Genomic DNA, 17588 nt, shown 5'->3' with positions numbered 1-17588 from the left:
CCGGGCGGCGCTCCGACGATGGGGCCAGTAATGTCACTGCAAAACCTTTAAACCACCGCCGCCCGCCGCTGTACGAACCGGTCGACATATTCATCCGCCGGCGAATGCAGGATCTCTCTTGGCGTACCGACCTGAATCAGGCGGCCGTCCTTGAGGATCGCGATGCGGTTACCGATGCGCACGGCCTCATCAAGGTCGTGGGTGATGAAGACGATGGTCTTGTGCAGGGTCTTTTGCAGCTCCAGCAACTGATCCTGCATCTCCGCGCGGATCAGCGGATCGAGCGCACTGAACGCTTCGTCCATCAAGATGATGTCGGTGTCCGCCGCCAGTGCGCGGGCCAGGCCCACCCGCTGGCGCATGCCGCCCGACAGCTGATGCGGGTATTTGTTTTCGTAGCCTTTGAGGCCCACGGTGTTGATCCAGTGCAGCGCGCGCTCGGCGCACATCTGCTTGCTTTCGCCACGCACTTTCAGGCCGTAGGCGACGTTATCCAGCACGGTCTTGTGCGGCAGCAGGCCGAAACTCTGGAACACCATGCTGATCTTGTGTCGGCGAAATTCGCGCAGGGCTTCCATGTCGTATTGCAGGATGTCCACGCCGTCCACCAGGATCGCGCCGCTGGTCGGGTCGATCAGGCGATTGAAGTGGCGCACCAGCGTCGACTTGCCGGAACCCGACAGGCCCATGATCACGAAGATCTCACCGGTGCCGATGCTCAGCGACAGGTCGTTGACGCCGACCACGCAGCCGGTTTCGGACAATACCTGGTCCTTGGTCTTGCCCTGGCCGACCATCGCCAGCGCATCCTTGGAACGGTTGCCGAAAATCTTGAAGACATTCTTGACTTCAATCTTGCTGATGGCTTCGTTGCTCATTTGCTCACCTCATGCCGTGGCCGACCATACGCCTGAGTAATGCGGTCGATGACCACTGCCAGAATCACGATCGCCAGACCGGCTTCAAGGCCTCGTCCGACGTTGAGGGTCTGAATCCCTACCAACACGTCTTCACCCAGGCCACGGGCACCGATCATCGAGGCAATCACTACCATCGACAGGGCCATCATGGTGGTCTGGTTGATCCCGGCCATGATGCTCGGCAGGGCCAGCGGCAGTTGCACGCCGAACAGTTGCTGCCAGCGGTTGGCACCGAAGGCGTTGATCGCTTCCATCACTTCACCGTCGACCTGGCGAATGCCCAGATCGGTCAGGCGGATCAGCGGCGGCGCAGCGTAGATAACGGTCGCGAAAATCGCCGGGACCTTGCCCAGGCCGAACAGCATCAGCACCGGGATCAGGTACACGAAACTCGGCATGGTCTGCATGATGTCCAGCAGTGGCATCAGCACCGAACGCAGGCGATTGCTGCGTGCCGAGAGAATGCCCAGCGGAATGCCGATCAGCACCGAAATGACCGTCGCCACCATCATCAGGGCCAGGGTCTGCATCAGCTTGTCCCAGAGGCCGACCGCCCCCACCAGGAACAACAGGCCAACGATGACGGAAGTGGTCACGACTTTGCGGGTCGCGTGCCAGGCAACGCCCGCCACGATCGCCAGCATCAGCCACCAGGGCGCCGCACGCAGCAGCCCTTCAAGATTGACGATGGCCCACAACAGGGTGTCGGAGATGCTACGGAACACATCGCCGTAGTTGGTGACCAGCGAATCGACCCAACTGTTGACCCAGTCGGCAATGGAAAAGGTAAAGTTTTCGGGAAACATAAGAGACTCTCAATCAAGGGTTGCGATCAAGCATCCGACTGCCGCTGACGGCAGTCGGTGAAGCTCAACCTACAAGGCCGCGTCGATTTTCTTGGCTGCGTCTTCGCTCACCCATGCGTGCCAGACTTCAGGATGTTCCTTGAGGAAGATTTTCGCCAGTTTTGGTGACTCGATCCGCTCTTTGGCCATGCGCCCGAGGTTCTGGTTCAGCAGGTCGATCGGCAGGTTGATCTTTTCCAGCACGGCCACCAGTTCCGGGGCTTGCTCGTGGAAGGTCTTGGACAGGCCGACCTTGATGGTCACGCTCTTGTCCACGCCCGGTTTTTCTTCAAGCTTGACCAGATCGACCTGGCCCATCAGCGGGGTTGGCGACCAGTAGTAGAACAGGATCGGCTCGCCACGCTTGTAGCTCGACAGCACCGCTGCATCCAGCGCCGGGCCGGTGCCTGGGCGGAAGTTGGTGTAGGTGCTTTCCAGGCCGTAGCTTTTGAGCATTTCGCTGTTGTCCAGCTCACAGGTCCAGCCGGCCGGGCAGTTATAGAAACGGCCCTTGGATGGCTCTTCCTGGTCCTTGAACACGGTGGCGTATTTGCCCAGATCGGCGATCGCCTTAAGGTCCGGGGCTTTTGGTTCCAGCTTGCGCTTGGCGTCGCCTTCGATCACGTAACGCGGCACATACCAGCCTTCGATCGCGCCAACGACCGGAGCGCCGACACCGACCACCTTGCCGGCCTTCTCGGCCTTGTTCCAGACTTCGCTGCGGCCGACCCATTCTTCGGCAAACACTTGAATGTCGTTGCTGCTCAGGGCGTTTTCCATGGTGATGGAGTTGCCTGGCAGGCTGTCCGTCTTGCAGTCGTAGCCCTTCTCCAACACGATTTGCATCACGTCGGTCAGCAGCATGCCGCTTTCCCAGTTCAGGCCGGCGAATTTCACCGGTTTGCCCGACTCGCACCAACCGGCAGCCTGAGTGGCGCCGGCACTGGCGAGCAGGCCCATGGAAAGCAATGTGGTCAGCAGGGTCTTGTTCGGTTTCATTGTGTGACGCTCCTAATCATGAATTGGCTTACGGCAGTCAAGAGGCATCCAGCCCTGTCCACGTCCAATCAGGCCTGCGCAGCAGCGCGACCGGCCCCGCTTGTTTTGGGTTGTACAACGCTGTCCTGCTCGACCGGCAGGATCAGTTGATCGGGTACTGCGCTGTGCCATTTTTTCGCGCACACGTAATACAGCGCGGCAGGAAGCACCAGCCCGATGATCCAGGAAATATCCACACCACCCAGAGCGCCCACCAGCGGACCGGTATAGAACTTGGTAGAGATGAACGGCAGTTGCACCAGCACACCGAAGACATAGACGCTGATACCGAGGGGGTTCCAACGGCCGTAGCGACCGTTCGGATCGGCCAGCGCCGGCACGTCATAGCGCTCGCGAGTGATGCAGTAGTAGTCCACCAGGTTGATCGCGCTCCATGGCGTAAAGAAAGCCAGCAAGAACAGGATGAAGGACTTGAACGCACCGAGGAACGAGTGCTGACCGAGCAGCGCGATCAGGGTCGCAGTGCCGACGATGACCAGCACGAAGACCAGACGCTGCAAGCGCGTTACCCGCAGGTCACCACGGAAACCGCTGATGACGGTCGCAATGCACATGAAGCTGCCGTAGGAGTTCAGCGTGGAGATGGTGACCTTGCCGAACGCGATGCTGAAGTACAGCAGCGCAGCGGTGGCACCGCTGCCGCTCAAACCAACGATGTAGGCCACTTCGTGGCCGGCGAATTGTCCGTTGGCCATGGCGGCGGCAAACACGCCGAGGATCATCGCCACTTGTGCGCCAATGACCGAACCTGCGCCTGCGGCGAAAAAGGTCTTCACCGAAGAAGTCTTGCTCGGCAGGTAGCGTGAATAGTCAGCCACGTAGGGGCCGAAGGCGATCTGCCAGGAGGCCGCGAGCGACACCGCGAGCAGAAAGCTGGTCCAGCTGAAGTGGCGGATTTGCAGGAGTGCGCCAATGTCAGTCTGGCTCATCAGGCGACTGAACAGGTAAACGAAGGCAATCACACCAATGACGCTGGCGACACGGCCGATGAAATGGATCACCCGATAACCAAGCACCGTGACCAGCACGATGACACTGGCGAAGATGAGGATACCGACGCTGTCGCTGACGCCAAACAACTGGCCCAGCGCCTGGCCGGAAAGCACGGTGCCCGTTGCGGTGAAACCGAGGTACATCAGACAGACCAGCACGATCGGGATGGCCGCGCCATACACGCCGAACTGTACCCGGCTGGAGATCATCTGCGGCAGGCCAAGCTTGGGTCCTTGCGCCGCATGCAGCGCCATTACGCCACCGCCGAGCAGTTGCCCGATCAACAGACCGATCAACGACCAGAACACGTCACCGCCCAGCACCACGGCCAGGGCCCCGGTGACAATCGCGGTGATTTGCAGGTTGGCGCCCATCCACAGGGTGAACTGGCTCAACAGACGACCGTGTCTCTCCGCTTCCGGGATGTAGTCGATCGAACGCTTCTCGATCAACGGTTTACTGCCTGCACGATCGCTGTTAACAGCCATGATTCAACCTCTGTGGATTGTTCTGGGAATTACCGTCTGGTGAGATCCCTGTGGGAGCGAGCTTGCTCGCGATGGGGCCGGCACATTCAACATCTGTACTGACTGACACATCGCTATCGCGAGCAAGCTCGCTCCCACAGGTACGCGGTCCCACAGGTACTGCGTTATTTGCCGGTAATCATCGGCAGGTTCAGCCCCTGTTCCTTGGCGCAGTCGATCGCGATCTGGTAACCCGCATCGGCGTGACGCATGACACCGGTCGCCGGGTCGTTGTGCAGGACGCGAGCGATACGCTCGGCCGCTTCGTCAGTACCGTCGCAGACAATCACCATGCCCGAGTGCTGGGAGAAGCCCATGCCGACGCCGCCGCCGTGGTGCAGGGAAACCCAGGTCGCGCCGCTCGCGGTGTTGAGCAGAGCGTTGAGCAGTGGCCAGTCGGACACGGCGTCGGAACCGTCCTGCATCGACTCTGTTTCGCGGTTCGGGCTCGATACCGAGCCGGAGTCCAGGTGGTCACGACCGATCACGATCGGTGCCGACAGCTCACCGCTGCGCACCATTTCGTTGAACGCCAGACCGAGCTTGGCGCGCAGGCCCAGGCCAACCCAGCAAATACGTGCCGGCAGACCCTGGAAGCTGATGCGCTCGCGGGCCATGTCCAGCCAGTTGTGCAGGTGGGCGTCGTCCGGGATCAGTTCTTTTACTTTAGCGTCGGTCTTGTAGATGTCTTGCGGATCGCCCGACAGCGCAGCCCAACGGAATGGGCCGATGCCGCGGCAGAACAGCGGACGGATGTAAGCCGGTACGAAGCCTGGGAAGTCGAATGCGTTTTCCACGCCTTCTTCCTGGGCCATCTGACGGATGTTGTTGCCGTAGTCGAAGGTCGGAATACCCATTTTCTGGAAGTCGAGCATCGCTTTAACGTGCACGGCCATGGACTGCTTGGCGGCTTTGACCACGGCAGCAGGCTCGGTCTTGGCACGGGCGCGGTATTCCTCCCAGGTCCAGCCGGCCGGCAGGTAACCGTTGAGCGGGTCGTGGGCGCTGGTCTGGTCGGTGACCATGTCCGGGCGCACGCCGCGCTTGACCAGTTCCGGCAGGATTTCCGCCGCGTTGCCGAGCAGGGCGATGGAAATCGCCTTGCCTTCCTTGGTGTATTTGGCGATGCGGGCCAGCGCGTCGTCGAGGTCGGTGGCTTGTTCATCGACATAACGGCTGTTCAGGCGGAAATCGATGCTGACCTGCTGGCATTCGATGTTCAGCGAGCACGCACCGGCCAAGGTGGCGGCCAGTGGTTGAGCGCCGCCCATGCCGCCGAGGCCTGCGGTCAGGACCCAACGACCTTTGAGGTCATCGTTGTAGTGCTGGCGACCGGCTTCGACGAAGGTTTCGTAGGTGCCTTGAACGATGCCCTGGCTGCCGATGTAGATCCAGCTGCCGGCGGTCATCTGGCCGTACATGGCCAAGCCTTTGGCGTCCAGTTCGTTGAAGTGTTCCCAGCTCGCCCAGTGTGGCACCAGGTTGGAGTTGGCGATCAGTACGCGCGGGGCGTTGCTGTGGGTCTTGAACACGCCGACCGGCTTGCCGGATTGCACCAGCAGGGTCTCGTCGTCGTTCAGATTGGTCAGGCTTTCGACGATCTTGTCGTAGCATTCCCAGTTACGTGCCGCACGACCGATACCACCGTAAACCACCAGTTCTTTAGGGTTCTCGGCGACTTCCGGGTCGAGGTTGTTCATCAGCATCCGCAGCGGCGCTTCGGTCAGCCAGCTCTTGGCGGTCAGCGTGTTACCGCGGGCAGCGCGGATTTCAACGTCACGAAACTTAGTAGGTTTATTCTCAGTCACGAAAAGAACTCCTCAGCAATCAATCCAAACCAACCCAGTGGGCGAGCAAGCCGGTGAGCAGAAAGGCACACCAGCGAATCAGTGGACGCCGGTCGAGTCTTTGTGACTCATACGCATACGTCTTTACTTGTACATACAAGCATATGCAATCAAGCGGCCAACTTATTGGATTAGCACTCAAGAAAAATCCTGAAAGGGCTGGAAAGCGCCTGGATCAAGGGCTCTGACGAAGATGAAATTTTTCGGAGGGGATGTGGCGGAAGAGGTGACGCTGTTACTTGAGCGTGGTTTTGCGCCACGCTGGGGCGTTCGGTAACAAGTTGGTGCGCAATGGGGAACGCTGGAAAGCAAAAGATCGCAGCCTCGTTTCACTCGACAGCTCCTACAGGATGAACACCATTCTCTGTAGGAGCTGTCGAGTGAAACGAGGCTGCGATCTTTTAAAAATCTTGAATCAGCGTGCAGTCAGTTCAATCACGCAGCACTGGCCATTGCTGGAGACTTCCAGCAGGCCGAGGTTACCGTCGAGCTGCAGGCAGTCATGCCGCCCCAGTTGTGAGGTGCTGTTACCGACCTTCACTGCCAGCGCTTCGGTAACACTGAACACCAACACCGTCCCGGCCGAACTGAAAAACCGCTGCTCACCCTCCAGCCACTGCAACCGCGCGCTGTAGCGCTGCGGCGCATAAATCAGGTTGAAATCGCGAATCGGCCCGCCGAGCAGTGCGCATGACACCTGGCTCTCGCCGCTGAAGGCGAACGGGTCCAGCGGTAACAATGGCCGAGTGTCCTGGCCGTCAACGCGCAAGGTCATGCCCTCGCCCTGCAGCACGGTGATCACCCGCTCATAACCGGCGAACGTCGAGAAGCCGCCCGATTCGCCGATATCGGCAATCGAAAGACGCCAACCAAAACCATCAAGACCGGCGCCTGCATCACGGGTAATTTCTTCAGTGCTGCCGCCGCCGTTTTTCCACGGCATGCGCGGGTAATCGGCCGCGCGCAAGATCTTCAACTGACTCATCTATGCCCCTTACTTATGAAAGCGCCCTTCCAGACGATGGCGCGAACCTGGGTGGATCAAACGGGCGGCGGTCACCGGCTGACGGCCGGACCAGGTCCGGCGACGGATCAGCAGGCACGGCTCGCCTTTTTCAATCTGCAGCAATTTGCATTCGGTCGGCTCGGCCAGAATCGCCTCGACCACGTGTTCGCCTTCGGTCAGCGGCGCGACCTGATTCAGATAAGCGTAAGGCGTTTGCAGGGTGAAATCCTGCTTGAGGTAGTCCGGCGCCACCAGTGCGTTGACGAAACGGTCTTCGATTTGCACCGGGATATCGTTTTCGAAATGCACGATCAGCGAGTGGAAAACCTTCTGGCCTTCACGCATGTCCAGCGCCAGGGCTCGCTCGGAACCGGCGGCCTCTTCTTCAAGGATGATCACCTTGCAGGCGTGGCGATGGCCACGGGCGGCGATCTCGTCGGCGATGTTGTGCACTTCGAACAGCGCGGACTGGCTTTTGGGCTCGGCGACGAAGGTCCCGACGCCTTGCATGCGCACCAGCAGACCGTCAGCAGTCATTTCGCGCAGGGCGCGATTGATGGTCATGCGGCTGAAACCCAGCTGACTGACCAGCTCGCTTTCCGACGGAACGCGGTAGTGCGGCGGCCAGTTTCCACTGTCGATTTGCTGGGTGATCATTTGTTTGACGCGGGCATACAAGGGCGCCGGACTTTCGCCCAGATTGGCGCTCAGATTGGCATTTGGCGGCAATGTGGCTGGCGGAGTCGGCACGGTTAATCCTTGTTCATCTGATAGAGATTACTAGCTTGCCGGAGTTTACCGGGCAGGCAAACGTCTGTATATGTATATACAAATAACACACGATGGGGTGCTGAACCATGTCCGCCTTCTTTGCCGATCGCGCGCTGCTGCCTAGTGGATGGGCCAACAATGTACGTCTTGAGGTCAGTGCCGAGGGTATCCTGACCCATATCCAGGCCGATTCTCACGCAGATGGCGCCGAACGGCTAAGCGGTCCGCTGCTGCCGGGAATGCCCAATCTGCACTCCCACGCCTTCCAGCGGGCCATGGCCGGGCTGGCGGAAGTGGCGGGTAATCCGAACGACAGTTTCTGGACCTGGCGCGATTTGATGTATCGCCTCGTCGGAAAAATCAGCCCGGATCAACTCGGCGTCATCGCCCGTCAGCTGTACATCGAAATGCTCAAGGCCGGTTACACCTCGGTCGCGGAATTTCATTACGTGCATCACGACAGCAATGGCCAGGCTTACGCAGACCCGGCCGAACTGGCCCTGCGCGTCAGCCAGGCGGCCAGTTCCGCCGGCATCGGCCTGACGCTGTTGCCCGTGCTGTACAGCCATTCCGGTTTCGGCGGCCAGGCCCCGAACGACGGCCAGCGGCGCTTTATCAACAGCACCGAAAACTATCTCAAGCTGCAGTCGCGCTTGCAGCCGATCCTGGCGAAACAGCCAGCACAGTCACTGGGGCTGTGTTTCCACTCGTTGCGCGCAGTCACACCGCAGCAGATCAGTGAAGTGCTGGCAGCCAGCGACCAGCAGTGCCCGGTACACATTCACATCGCCGAACAGCAGAAGGAAGTCGATGACTGCCTGGGCTGGAGTGGCCGTCGTCCGCTGCAATGGCTGTACGAAAATACCGAAGTCGATCAGCGCTGGTGCCTGGTCCACGCCACCCACGCCAACCCGGAAGAAGTCACGCTGATGGCCAGGAGTCGCGCCATTGCCGGCCTGTGCCTGACCACCGAAGCCAACCTCGGCGACGGGATTTTCCCGGCGGTGGATTTCCTTGCCCAAGGTGGGCGCATGGGCATCGGTTCCGACAGCCATGTGTCGCTCAGCGTGGTGGAAGAATTGCGTTGGCTGGAATACGGCCAGCGTCTGCGTGATCAGCGGCGTAACCGGTTGTATGGCGCGGATCAGCCAATGGTTGGCCGCACGTTGTACGACGCTGCGCTGGATGGCGGGGCTCAGGCGCTGGGGCAGCCGATCGGCGCACTGGAAGTTGGCAAACGTGCGGATTGGCTGGTGCTGGATGGCAATGATCCGTACCTGGCGACGGCCAGTGGTGACGGGATTTTGAACCGGTGGTTGTTTGCCGGTGGTGATCGCCAGGTGCGGGATGTGCTGGTCAATGGCCAGTGGGTTGTGCGTGATGGGCGTCATGCCGACGAAGAAGAAAGCAACATCGCGTTCACCCAGGTCCTGCGCGATCTCCTTGGCTGATGCAAAACCCTGTGCGCGACCGCCTTGGCTGACGCACCCCCCCTGTACGCGACTGCCTTGGCTGACGCAAAACCCTGTAGGAGCTGGCTTGCCAGCGAAGAGGCCATCAGATTCAACGATGATGTTGACTGGTAGACCGCCTTCGCTGGCAAGCCAGCGCCTACACAAGCCAGCTCCTACAGGGGGCTATGCGTGATCAGTTCGAGGTCTTGGCCATCTTCGTATCCGACACGCGCCAGATCAGGCGTGTGGTGTCGTAGCCCTGCTGACGCGCCTTGCTCAGCAGTTCTTCACGCACGACCCCGTTGACCGTCGGGGTGCGTGACAGCAGCCACAGATACTTGCGGCTCGGGTCGCCGACGATGGCGGTCTTGTAGTCGTCGCTGACGTACAACACCCAGTATTCCCCCTTTGCCACGCCTGGCAGCAAACGCGAGAACCAGGTATCGAATTCGACCCACAGCTTGTCGGTCTTGCCCGGCATCTGCGGATACGCCGTGCCCTTGGCCTCTTCCCATTGCCAGTCCGACGTCAGGCAGCGGTTCAATACCAACACGTTGCCATCCGGCTCAAGGGTGTAATGGGCTTCGGATTGCGCGCAGTTGCGCTGGAAGTACATCGGCAGACGAGCCAGCTCGTACCAAGTCCCCTGGTAACGCTTGAGGTTGACACTGTCGACGGTCTTGGGCGCCAACGGGTCATCGCCAGAAGTAGTGGCGCAGCCGGCTAGTATCAGGCCGGCAAAAAGTAACATCAGTAACCGCTTCATTGTTTTTCTCCCGCGGGCGTATCGCCCCGGATTACTTCAGACCTTGGCCGGAAAACATCAGTACTTTGTCACCGGCGTACTGCACGCTGATAAAGCTGTTTTTGTCGCCCCAGGTACAACTGGACATGCCAAGCGCGCCCGAGCAGTCGGTGGGTTTGCCCAGCAAGGTTTCCACCTCGGCCTTGGGCATGCCCGACGACAGCTTCGAATAGTTTTCCTGATTGACCTTGCTGCACGCAGCCAACAACACGCAGAACGAAAGCAGGGCGATAGAACGCAGCGACATGGTGTAGCTCCTGGGGCGAAGGGGAATGGCATGTCTGCCAAGCAGAAGCTTAGAAGAGAAAAGCCTCATGTGGTTCCCCGACCGTTCGGCTATTTGTTTGGCCATTGGTCTGCCTTATTTCCGCAAAATCAGCCCCTTTCTTTTGCTGTTGGATATTTCGTCGGTTTTGACAAAAGACGCCTAATCTTTGGCGCCGGCCAGTCGACATAGAAGCAACGCAAAGCCAGTTCCTCTGGCCAATTGCCGCCCCTTTTGTTGACCAGCCCTCCGCGGTAGATCATTTAATGACCAGAAACATGAAATTCAGCCACAAGATTTTGTTGGCTGCTGCCCTCGTGGTGGCCGTTGCATTCGCTTGTTTCATCCTGTTCAACGACTACCGCCAGCGCCAGACCTTGCGCAGCAGTACTGAAGCCTCGATGCAGGAACTCGGCAGCCTGACCACCAGCAATATCCAGACCTGGCTGGAAAGTCGCATCCAGCTGCTGCAATCGCTGTCCCAGCAACTCGCCGTCGATGGCAGCGCCCAGTCCAGCCTCAAGCGCGCCATCGACCTGCCGGCCTACACCAGCAACTTTCAACTGAGTTACTTCGGTGGCACAGATGGCGTGATGTTCTCGATTCCGGCCGGCAATCGCGCCGCAGACTATGATCCCCGCGGCCGTGGCTGGTACAAGGCGGCCAATAGTGCGCAGCAGACTATCGTTACCGAACCCTACATCGCGGCCTCGTCAGGTAAATTGGTGATCACCGTCGCCACCCCGGTGAAGCATCAGAACCAGATGATTGGCGTCGCTGGCGCAGACATCGATCTGTCCAGTGTCAGCGCCATCATCAACTCGCTGAATTTCGGCGGTCACGGCCATGCTTTCATCGTCAGCGCCGACGGCAAGATCCTGATCCACCCGGACAGCAAACGGGTGCTCAAGGGTTTGGTCGACGCCTACCCGAACGGCGCGCCAACAGTCAGCCCTGGCATGAAAGAAGTCGAGATCGACGGCAAGCGCCAGTTCATCTCCTTCACCCACGTCAACGGCGTACCGTCAGCGGACTGGTATGTCGCGCTGGTACTGGACCAGGAAACCGCCTTCTCGATGCTCAGCGAATTCCGCACCTCGGCGATCATTGCCATGGTGATCGCGGTGGTGATCATCATCGCGCTGCTGGGTATGTTGATCAGCTTCCTGATGCAGCCGCTGTTGACCATGGGTCGCGCGATGCATGACATCGCCGAAGGCGAAGGTGACCTGACCAAACGCCTGACCATCCACGGCCATGACGAATTCGGCGCGCTGGGCACCTCGTTCAACCGCTTTGTGGAACGTATCCACAGCTCGATTCGGGAAGTGGCCTCGGCCACTGGCCAGGTCAACGAAGTCGCCTTGCGTGTGGTGGCCGCATCGAACTCGTCGATGTTCAATTCCGACCAGCAAGCCTCGCGCACCAGCAGCGTCGCCGCGGCCATCAACGAACTGGGCGCTGCCGCCCAGGAAATCGCCCAGAACGCCGCCCTCGCCTCCCAGCACTCGAGCGATGCCCGCAGCTTGGCCGAGGACGGTCAGCAAGTGGTGGATAGAACCATCGCGGCGATGCAACAGCTCTCGGCGAAGATCAGCGATTCGTGCGGCAATATCGAGACGCTCAACAGCAACACGGTCAACATCGGGCAGATTCTGGAAGTGATCACCAGCATCTCGCAGCAGACCAACCTGTTGGCGTTGAACGCAGCCATTGAAGCGGCGCGTGCGGGCGAAGCCGGACGTGGGTTTGCCGTGGTCGCCGACGAAGTGCGCAACCTCGCCCACCGCACTCAGGATTCGGCGCAGCAAGTGCAGAAGATGATCGAGGAACTGCAAGTGGGCGCCCGGGAAGCGGTCAGCATCATGACCGACAGCCAGCGCCAGAGCGAAAGCAGCGTCGGCATCGCCAATCAGGCGGGTGAGCGCCTGGGCAGCGTCACTCAGCGCATCGGCGAGATCGACGGGATGAACCAGTCGGTGGCGACGGCGACGGAAGAGCAGACGGCGGTGGTGGAGTCGATCAATGTCGACATTACCGAGATCAATATGCTGAATCAGGAAGGGGTGGAGAATTTGCAGTCGACCTTGCGCGCGTGTGCGGATCTTGAGCAGCAGGCGGCGCGGCTTAAACAGTTGGTGGGCAGTTTCAGGATCTAAGTCGCTCTCACTGGCCTCATCGCGGGCAAGCCCGCTCCCACAATGATCTTCGGCGGACACAAATTTTGTGTACGACAGAAATCACTGTGGGAGCGGCGGTGCGGCGATCCGACTTGCCCGCGATGGCGGCATCAGCAACACCGAAACGCTAGAACCGAGACCCAGGCCCCGAAAGAAACGCCAACTCCTCAGCCATAGACTCGCGCCCCAACACCGCGTTGCGATGCGGAAACCGCCCAAACCGCGCAATCACCTGCTGGTGCTTCTCGGCATAGCTCAGATAATCGGTAAACAGTGTCCGATCGGCCTCCGGCTGTTGCGCAACCAGATCGATGTACCTGGAGACGGCTTCATTCTGCACCGCCAGATTCTCGCAGTGCTCGAACACCAGGTAGATAAATACCCGCTCGATAGGCCGCAATTGCCGATCAAAATCCGCAGCAATGCCTTGCGCCACCAGCGCCTGGGCCCTGAGATCGCCGGCAAAGGATTTGGGAGAGTCGCGAAAGATCATCCGCGGGAGTTGATCGAGCAACAACACCAGGGCCAGCCAACCATCGGGACGTTGCGCCCACTCGGTCAATCCGCCGGCCAGTGCCTGCTCGACCCAGTCCCCGAAACGCGTTCGCGCTTCGAGGTCCTGGCTGTCGCGTTTGCCAAACCATAACCTGCCCTTGTCAGCCGCTATTTCGCCGGGGGATTCGAACGTACCGAACCACCACTCGAGCAACGGCTGCCAGGGCGCGGTCATGGTTTATTCCTTGTGGTAAGCCGTGACGCGTGCGACTTCTTCTTTCGAACCGAGGAACACCGCTACGCGCTGGTGCAGGCCTTCAGGCTGAATATCGAGGATGCGCTGATGGCCATCGGTGGAAGCGCCGCCAGCCTGTTCAACCAGGAACGACATCGGGTTGGCTTCGTACATCAGACGCAGCTTGCCCGGCTTGGACGGCTCGCGGCTGTCGCGTGGGTACATGAACAAGCCACCACGGGTCAGGATGCGGTGCACGTCCGCCACCATCGCGGCGACCCAGCGCATGTTGTAGTTCTTTTTCAGCGGGCCTTCTTCGCCAGCCAGCAACTCGCTGACGTAGCGTTGTACCGGAGCTTCCCAATGCCGCTGATTGGACGCGTTGATCGCGAACTCCTGAGTGGACTCCGGGATCTTGATGTCTTCATGGGTCAGCACGAAGCTGCCCATTTCACGGTCCAGGGTGAAGCCTTTCACGCCGTCGCCCAGGGTCAGGATCAGCATGGTCTGTGGACCGTAGATCGCGTAACCGGCGGCAACTTGCTGGGTGCCTGGCTGCAGGAAAGCTTTTTCGCTCAGGGATTCGTTCTGGCTCAGGTGTTCGTTCGGGCAACGCAATACCGAGAAGATAGTGCCGACCGGCGCATTGATATCGATGTTCGACGAACCGTCCAGCGGGTCAAATACCAGCAGGTACGCGCCTTTCGGGTATTTGCCCGGGATCTGGTAGGCGTTGTCCATTTCTTCGGACGCCATGCCGGCCAGGTGACCGCCCCATTCATTGGCTTCGAGCAGGATCTCGTTGGAGATCACGTCGAGTTTCTTCTGCACTTCGCCTTGGACGTTTTCGGTGCCCATGCTGCCCAGAACACCACCGAGGGCCCCTTTGGACACGGCGTGGCTGATCTCTTTGCAAGCACGCGCCACCACTTCGATCAGGAAACGCAGATCGGCAGGGGTGTTGTTGCTACGGGTCTGCTCAATCAAATAGCGACTCAGGGTAACGCGGGACATGGAAGGCTCCGGTGGAATGGGGGGGCTGAAAACCCGCGCAGTTTAGCGCGAGTCGGGGCGCATTTCCTCCTATCAGACGTGTTACACCCAATAGAGTTCATGCGCCCGGATGAGCGTAGTCCGAAACCGGCGTCTTTACCGACTGATAAATCCCCTTGGCGAGCAGGCTCGCTCCCACATTGGAATGCGTACATTTGTAGGCCAGGTACATCAGGAAGAACAGAATCAGGAACGGCTCGGTGCTCCACAACAGGTCCGGCGCATAGGAGCGCAGGCCCCAGGCACCAACCCAACCCCAGAAGGACCAATGCCGCCGCCGCGACACCGGCGTAACGCAACTCAATCGGCACCACCATGCCTTCGGTGGCATAGCGCAGTAGAAATGCCAGGCCGAGGAACAACAGCACCACGCCGACTCGCAGGACGGTGTTGCCGCCGAACAGCCAGGCGCGGGCGACGCTGATAGCGCGTTCGATCAAATCGGGGTCGCGAGGGATGGCGCTCCTACACCGACCGCATTCACCCAATGTTAGGTGAACGCTGACTGTAGGAGCTGCCGAAGGCTGCGATCTTTTCCGGGCCGCCATTATATCGGCCCGAACGAAGGCTTACTCCAGCGCTTTCCAGATATCCGTGGCGTACTCGCGAATGGTCCGGTCGGAAGAGAACCACCCCATCCGGGAGGTGCTCAATACCGCCGAACGCCACCATGCCTGGGAATCGTGCCAATGGGCTTCAACGCGCATCTGCGCTTCCCAGTAGGAATCGAAATCGGCGCAGACCAGGAAACGGTCGTAGTCGATCAGCGAGTCGATCAGGCCGGTATAACGAGACGGATCATCCGGCGAGAACACTCCGCCGCGAATGGCCTGCAGCACGTCATTAAGGCGGTGGGACGCGGCAATATCCGGTGTCGCATTGAACTCGTGGTTCTGCTTGCGCGCCTCGACCTGCTGGGCGCTCAGGCCGAAGATGAACATGTGTTCGACACCGATGAACTCGCACATTTCCACGTTGGCCCCGTCCAGCGTGCCGATGGTCAGCGCGCCGTTGAGACCGAACTTCATGTTGCTGGTGCCCGACGCCTCGAAGCCAGCGGTAGAAATCTGCTCCGACAAATCCGCCGCCGGAATGATGCTTTCCGCCAGGCTGACGTTGTAGTTGGGCAGGAACACCACTTTGAGCAAGCCGCGCACGGTCGGGTCGTTGTTCACTACCCGGGCAATGTCGTTGGTCAACTTGATGATGAGCTTGGCCTGGTGATAACTGGCTGCGGCCTTGCCGGCGAAAATCTTCACCCGGGGCACCCAGTCGATTTCCGGCTCGGCACGAATCGCCTGATACAGCGCGACGGTGTGCAGCAGGTTCAGCAACTGACGTTTGTATTCGTGGATCCGTTTGACCTGTACGTCGAACATCGCCGCCGGGTTGACCGCCACCCCCAGCCGCTCGTGGATGATATACGCCAAGGCTTTCTTGCTGTGCAGGCGCTGCTCGGCAAACGCCTTGCGGAACGCAGCTTTCTCGGCAAAGGGTTCCAGGTCGCGCAAGCGTTCTTCAGCGTTATTGAGCAGATCCGGGCCGAGGGCATCGACCATCATCGAGGTCAGTTCGGGGTTGGCCTGGTAGAGCCAGCGGCGGAAGGTAATGCCGTTGGTCTTGTTGTTGATCCGCTCCGGATAGAGCTTGTGCAGCTCGGAGAACACCGTTTTGCGCATCAGCTGCGTGTGCAGCGCGGACACGCCGTTGACACTGTGGGAACCAAGGAACGCCAGGTTACCCATGCGCACACGACGGCCGTTGTCTTCCTCGATCAGCGACACCGCCCGAAGCACTTCGAAGTCATGGACGCCCTTGGCCCTCAGCGAGTCGATGTGCTGGGCATTGATCAGATAAATGATCTGCATGTGCCGCGGCAGCATGCGCTCCATCAACCCGACCGGCCAGGTTTCCAGCGCTTCCGGCAACAGCGTGTGGTTGGTATAGGACAGCGTATCGACCGTGACCTGCCAGGCGGCGTCCCACGCCACGTCGTACACGTCAACCAGCTGACGCATCAGCTCGGCCACGGCGATCGAGGGATGAGTATCGTTGAGCTGGATCGCCGCGTGGTCGCCCAGGGTCAGGACCGAGGTGTGCATGTTGCGATGGCGCCGCAGCAAGTCCTGCAAGGACGCGGCGACGAAGAAGTATTCCTGGCGCAGGCGCAGTTCCTGGCCGGCTTCGGTGCTGTCGGCCGGGTAGAGTACGCGGGAAATACTTTCGGCCCGGGCGACTTCCGCCACGGCGCCCAAGTGGTCGCCGGCGTTGAAGCGCTCCAGGTGCAAATCTTCCATGGCACGGGCACGCCACAGGCGCAGCGTGTTGACGCTCGCCCCGCGCCAACCGACCACCGGGGTGTCGTAGGCAATCGCGCGAACGGTTTCCGCCGGGGTCCAGACTTGCTTGAATTTACCTGTTTCGTCGGTGACGGTTTCGACGCTACCGCCAAAACCGATCGGATAAACCACCTCCGGCCGTTCGAACTCCCACGGGTTGCCGAAATCCAGCCAGTGTTCAGTCTGTTCCTGCTGCCAGCCATCGACGATGGCCTGACGGAACAAGCCGTGCTCGTAACGAATGCCATAGCCGTGCCCGGCGATGCCGAGGGTCGACATGCTTTCCATGAAACACGCGGCCAGACGGCCGAGGCCACCGTTGCCAAGGGCCGCATCGGGCTCCAGCAGGCGGATGCGCTCAAGGTCGACGCCGAGTTCGGTCAGCGCCTCGCGGGCCACATCCAGCAGGCCGAGGTTGCTCAGGCTGTCGTAGAGCAGCCGGCCGATGAGAAATTCCAGGGAGAGGTAGTAAACCCGTTTCTGACCTTTGCGATAGATCTGCCGGGTGTGATCCATCCAGTGCTCGACCATGTGATCGCGCGCCGCCAGGGCTATGGCTTCGAACCAGTCGTGGTCGAAGGCGTGATCCGGGTCTTTGCCCACCGCATACGTGAGCTTGGTCAAGACGGCGTCGCGAAATGCGGCCACCTCGGCTTCGCGAACAAGTGGTTCTTGAGTCATCGATAGGACCTCGAGCGAGCGTGGAATAGTTGAGCCTAGACGGTCAGACAGGCCGTTGGAACTCTGGTTCGGCAGTTTTTCCCGTTAGTGCGAGATAGATCGACATTGCCCTG

15 protein-coding genes and 2 pseudogenes are annotated in these 17588 nt (G+C 60.0%); 3 read left to right on the top strand and 14 right to left on the bottom strand.

What is annotated here, in order from left to right; genetic code table 11:
• Positions 1-47 precede the first annotated feature (47 nt).
• The 7 genes from ACA067_RS01615 to hutC all read right to left on the bottom strand — a co-directional run bounded on the left by ACA067_RS01615 (position 48) and on the right by hutC (position 7854).
• Positions 48-878, bottom strand: a complete 831-nt coding sequence (locus tag ACA067_RS01615; protein ID WP_497460330.1) for a quaternary amine ABC transporter ATP-binding protein — start codon at positions 876-878, stop codon at positions 48-50.
• Entirely contained in the window at positions 875-1726 is an 852-nt protein-coding gene (locus ACA067_RS01610) for an ABC transporter permease (protein WP_128872228.1), read from the bottom strand. Before ACA067_RS01610 ends, ACA067_RS01615 begins: the two co-directional genes overlap by 4 nt.
• 69 nt (positions 1727-1795) lie before the next feature.
• Entirely contained in the window at positions 1796-2764 is a 969-nt protein-coding gene (locus tag ACA067_RS01605; protein WP_497460329.1) for an ABC transporter substrate-binding protein, read from the bottom strand.
• Between the two features lie 68 nt (positions 2765-2832).
• The gene (locus ACA067_RS01600; RefSeq protein ID WP_497460328.1) at positions 2833-4305 is read right to left on the bottom strand and encodes a purine-cytosine permease family protein; all 1473 of its coding nucleotides are present in this window, start codon (positions 4303-4305) and stop codon (positions 2833-2835) included.
• 164 nt (positions 4306-4469) lie between these two features.
• Positions 4470-6152 (bottom strand): urocanate hydratase, encoded by a 1683-nt coding sequence (hutU, locus tag ACA067_RS01595; protein WP_497460327.1) that lies wholly within the window; start codon positions 6150-6152, stop codon positions 4470-4472.
• 454 nt (positions 6153-6606) lie between these two features.
• Positions 6607-7176: a HutD/Ves family protein gene (locus ACA067_RS01590; RefSeq protein ID WP_497460326.1), complete on the bottom strand. Its 570-nt coding sequence runs from the start codon at positions 7174-7176 to the stop codon at positions 6607-6609.
• A 9-nt stretch (positions 7177-7185) separates the two neighbouring features.
• Positions 7186-7854: a histidine utilization transcriptional repressor HutC gene (hutC, locus tag ACA067_RS01585; protein ID WP_497462711.1), complete on the bottom strand. Its 669-nt coding sequence runs from the start codon at positions 7852-7854 to the stop codon at positions 7186-7188.
• Positions 7855-8054: 200 nt separating this feature from the next.
• On the opposite strand from hutC, the gene ACA067_RS01580 reads away from it, so the two are divergent.
• A complete protein-coding gene (locus ACA067_RS01580) occupies positions 8055-9419 on the top strand; it encodes a formimidoylglutamate deiminase (RefSeq protein ID WP_497460325.1) in 1365 nt (454 codons plus the stop codon).
• A 196-nt stretch (positions 9420-9615) separates the two neighbouring features.
• Here ACA067_RS01580 and ACA067_RS01575 read toward each other — a convergent pair whose 3' ends face one another.
• Together ACA067_RS01575 and ACA067_RS01570 are read right to left on the bottom strand one after the other, a co-directional pair.
• Positions 9616-10188 (bottom strand): lipocalin family protein, encoded by a 573-nt coding sequence (locus ACA067_RS01575; RefSeq protein ID WP_497460324.1) that lies wholly within the window; start codon positions 10186-10188, stop codon positions 9616-9618.
• A 31-nt stretch (positions 10189-10219) separates the two neighbouring features.
• A complete protein-coding gene (locus ACA067_RS01570) occupies positions 10220-10474 on the bottom strand; it encodes a lipoprotein (RefSeq protein WP_045061982.1) in 255 nt (84 codons plus the stop codon).
• Positions 10475-10758: 284 nt separating this feature from the next.
• On the opposite strand from ACA067_RS01570, the pseudogene ACA067_RS01565 reads away from it, so the two are divergent.
• Both ACA067_RS01565 and ACA067_RS01560 read left to right on the top strand, forming a co-directional pair.
• A pseudogene (locus ACA067_RS01565) lies at positions 10759-11793 on the top strand (HAMP domain-containing protein); the annotation flags it as partial.
• A gap of 93 nt (positions 11794-11886) precedes the next feature.
• Positions 11887-12651 carry a methyl-accepting chemotaxis protein gene (locus ACA067_RS01560; protein WP_497462710.1) on the top strand — a complete coding sequence of 255 codons (765 nt, stop codon included), beginning with the start codon at positions 11887-11889 and terminating at the stop codon, positions 12649-12651.
• Positions 12652-12799: 148 nt separating this feature from the next.
• Here the strand turns inward: ACA067_RS01560 and ACA067_RS01555 are convergent, their stop codons facing one another.
• The 5 genes and pseudogenes from ACA067_RS01555 to ACA067_RS01535 all read right to left on the bottom strand — a co-directional run bounded on the left by ACA067_RS01555 (position 12800) and on the right by ACA067_RS01535 (position 17475).
• Positions 12800-13402, bottom strand: a complete 603-nt coding sequence (locus tag ACA067_RS01555; RefSeq protein ID WP_497460323.1) for a DUF924 family protein — start codon at positions 13400-13402, stop codon at positions 12800-12802.
• A gap of 3 nt (positions 13403-13405) precedes the next feature.
• The gene (locus ACA067_RS01550) at positions 13406-14416 is read right to left on the bottom strand and encodes a class 1 fructose-bisphosphatase (protein WP_497460322.1); all 1011 of its coding nucleotides are present in this window, start codon (positions 14414-14416) and stop codon (positions 13406-13408) included.
• Positions 14417-14513: 97 nt separating this feature from the next.
• A complete protein-coding gene (locus ACA067_RS01545; protein WP_497462895.1) occupies positions 14514-14759 on the bottom strand; it encodes a hypothetical protein in 246 nt (81 codons plus the stop codon).
• Positions 14695-14916, bottom strand: a pseudogene (locus ACA067_RS01540) (DUF2339 domain-containing protein); the annotation flags it as partial. The gene ACA067_RS01545 and the pseudogene ACA067_RS01540, both read right to left, overlap by 65 nt.
• Positions 14917-15024: 108 nt before the next feature.
• Positions 15025-17475, bottom strand: coding sequence for a glycogen/starch/alpha-glucan phosphorylase (locus ACA067_RS01535; RefSeq protein ID WP_497460321.1), 2451 nt, complete (start codon positions 17473-17475; stop codon positions 15025-15027).
• Between the last annotated feature and the right edge of the window lie 113 nt (positions 17476-17588).

This window comes from Pseudomonas sp. LBUM1674, from assembly GCF_059695635.1.
The sequence above is the reverse complement of the archived record's forward strand: the minus strand, read 5'-3'. Positions and strand labels throughout refer to the sequence as shown.

Excerpts from the sequence above, each read along its gene's own strand:
- ACA067_RS01535 (WP_497460321.1), bottom strand. The coding sequence starts at position 17,475 with ATGACTCAAGAACCACTTGTTCGCGAAGCCGAGGTGGCCGCATTTCGC.
- ACA067_RS01590 (WP_497460326.1), bottom strand. The coding sequence starts at position 7,176 with ATGAGTCAGTTGAAGATCTTGCGCGCGGCCGATTACCCGCGCATGCCG.
- ACA067_RS01600 (WP_497460328.1), bottom strand. The coding sequence starts at position 4,305 with ATGGCTGTTAACAGCGATCGTGCAGGCAGTAAACCGTTGATCGAGAAG.
- ACA067_RS01580 (WP_497460325.1), top strand. The coding sequence starts at position 8,055 with ATGTCCGCCTTCTTTGCCGATCGCGCGCTGCTGCCTAGTGGATGGGCC.
- ACA067_RS01560 (WP_497462710.1), top strand. The coding sequence starts at position 11,887 with ATGTTCAATTCCGACCAGCAAGCCTCGCGCACCAGCAGCGTCGCCGCG.
- ACA067_RS01610 (WP_128872228.1), bottom strand. The coding sequence starts at position 1,726 with ATGTTTCCCGAAAACTTTACCTTTTCCATTGCCGACTGGGTCAACAGT.
- ACA067_RS01605 (WP_497460329.1), bottom strand. The coding sequence starts at position 2,764 with ATGAAACCGAACAAGACCCTGCTGACCACATTGCTTTCCATGGGCCTG.
- ACA067_RS01570 (WP_045061982.1), bottom strand. The coding sequence starts at position 10,474 with ATGTCGCTGCGTTCTATCGCCCTGCTTTCGTTCTGCGTGTTGTTGGCT.
- ACA067_RS01575 (WP_497460324.1), bottom strand. The coding sequence starts at position 10,188 with ATGAAGCGGTTACTGATGTTACTTTTTGCCGGCCTGATACTAGCCGGC.
- ACA067_RS01615 (WP_497460330.1), bottom strand. The coding sequence starts at position 878 with ATGAGCAACGAAGCCATCAGCAAGATTGAAGTCAAGAATGTCTTCAAG.
- ACA067_RS01555 (WP_497460323.1), bottom strand. The coding sequence starts at position 13,402 with ATGACCGCGCCCTGGCAGCCGTTGCTCGAGTGGTGGTTCGGTACGTTC.
- hutC (WP_497462711.1), bottom strand. The coding sequence starts at position 7,854 with ATGATCACCCAGCAAATCGACAGTGGAAACTGGCCGCCGCACTACCGC.
- ACA067_RS01550 (WP_497460322.1), bottom strand. The coding sequence starts at position 14,416 with ATGTCCCGCGTTACCCTGAGTCGCTATTTGATTGAGCAGACCCGTAGC.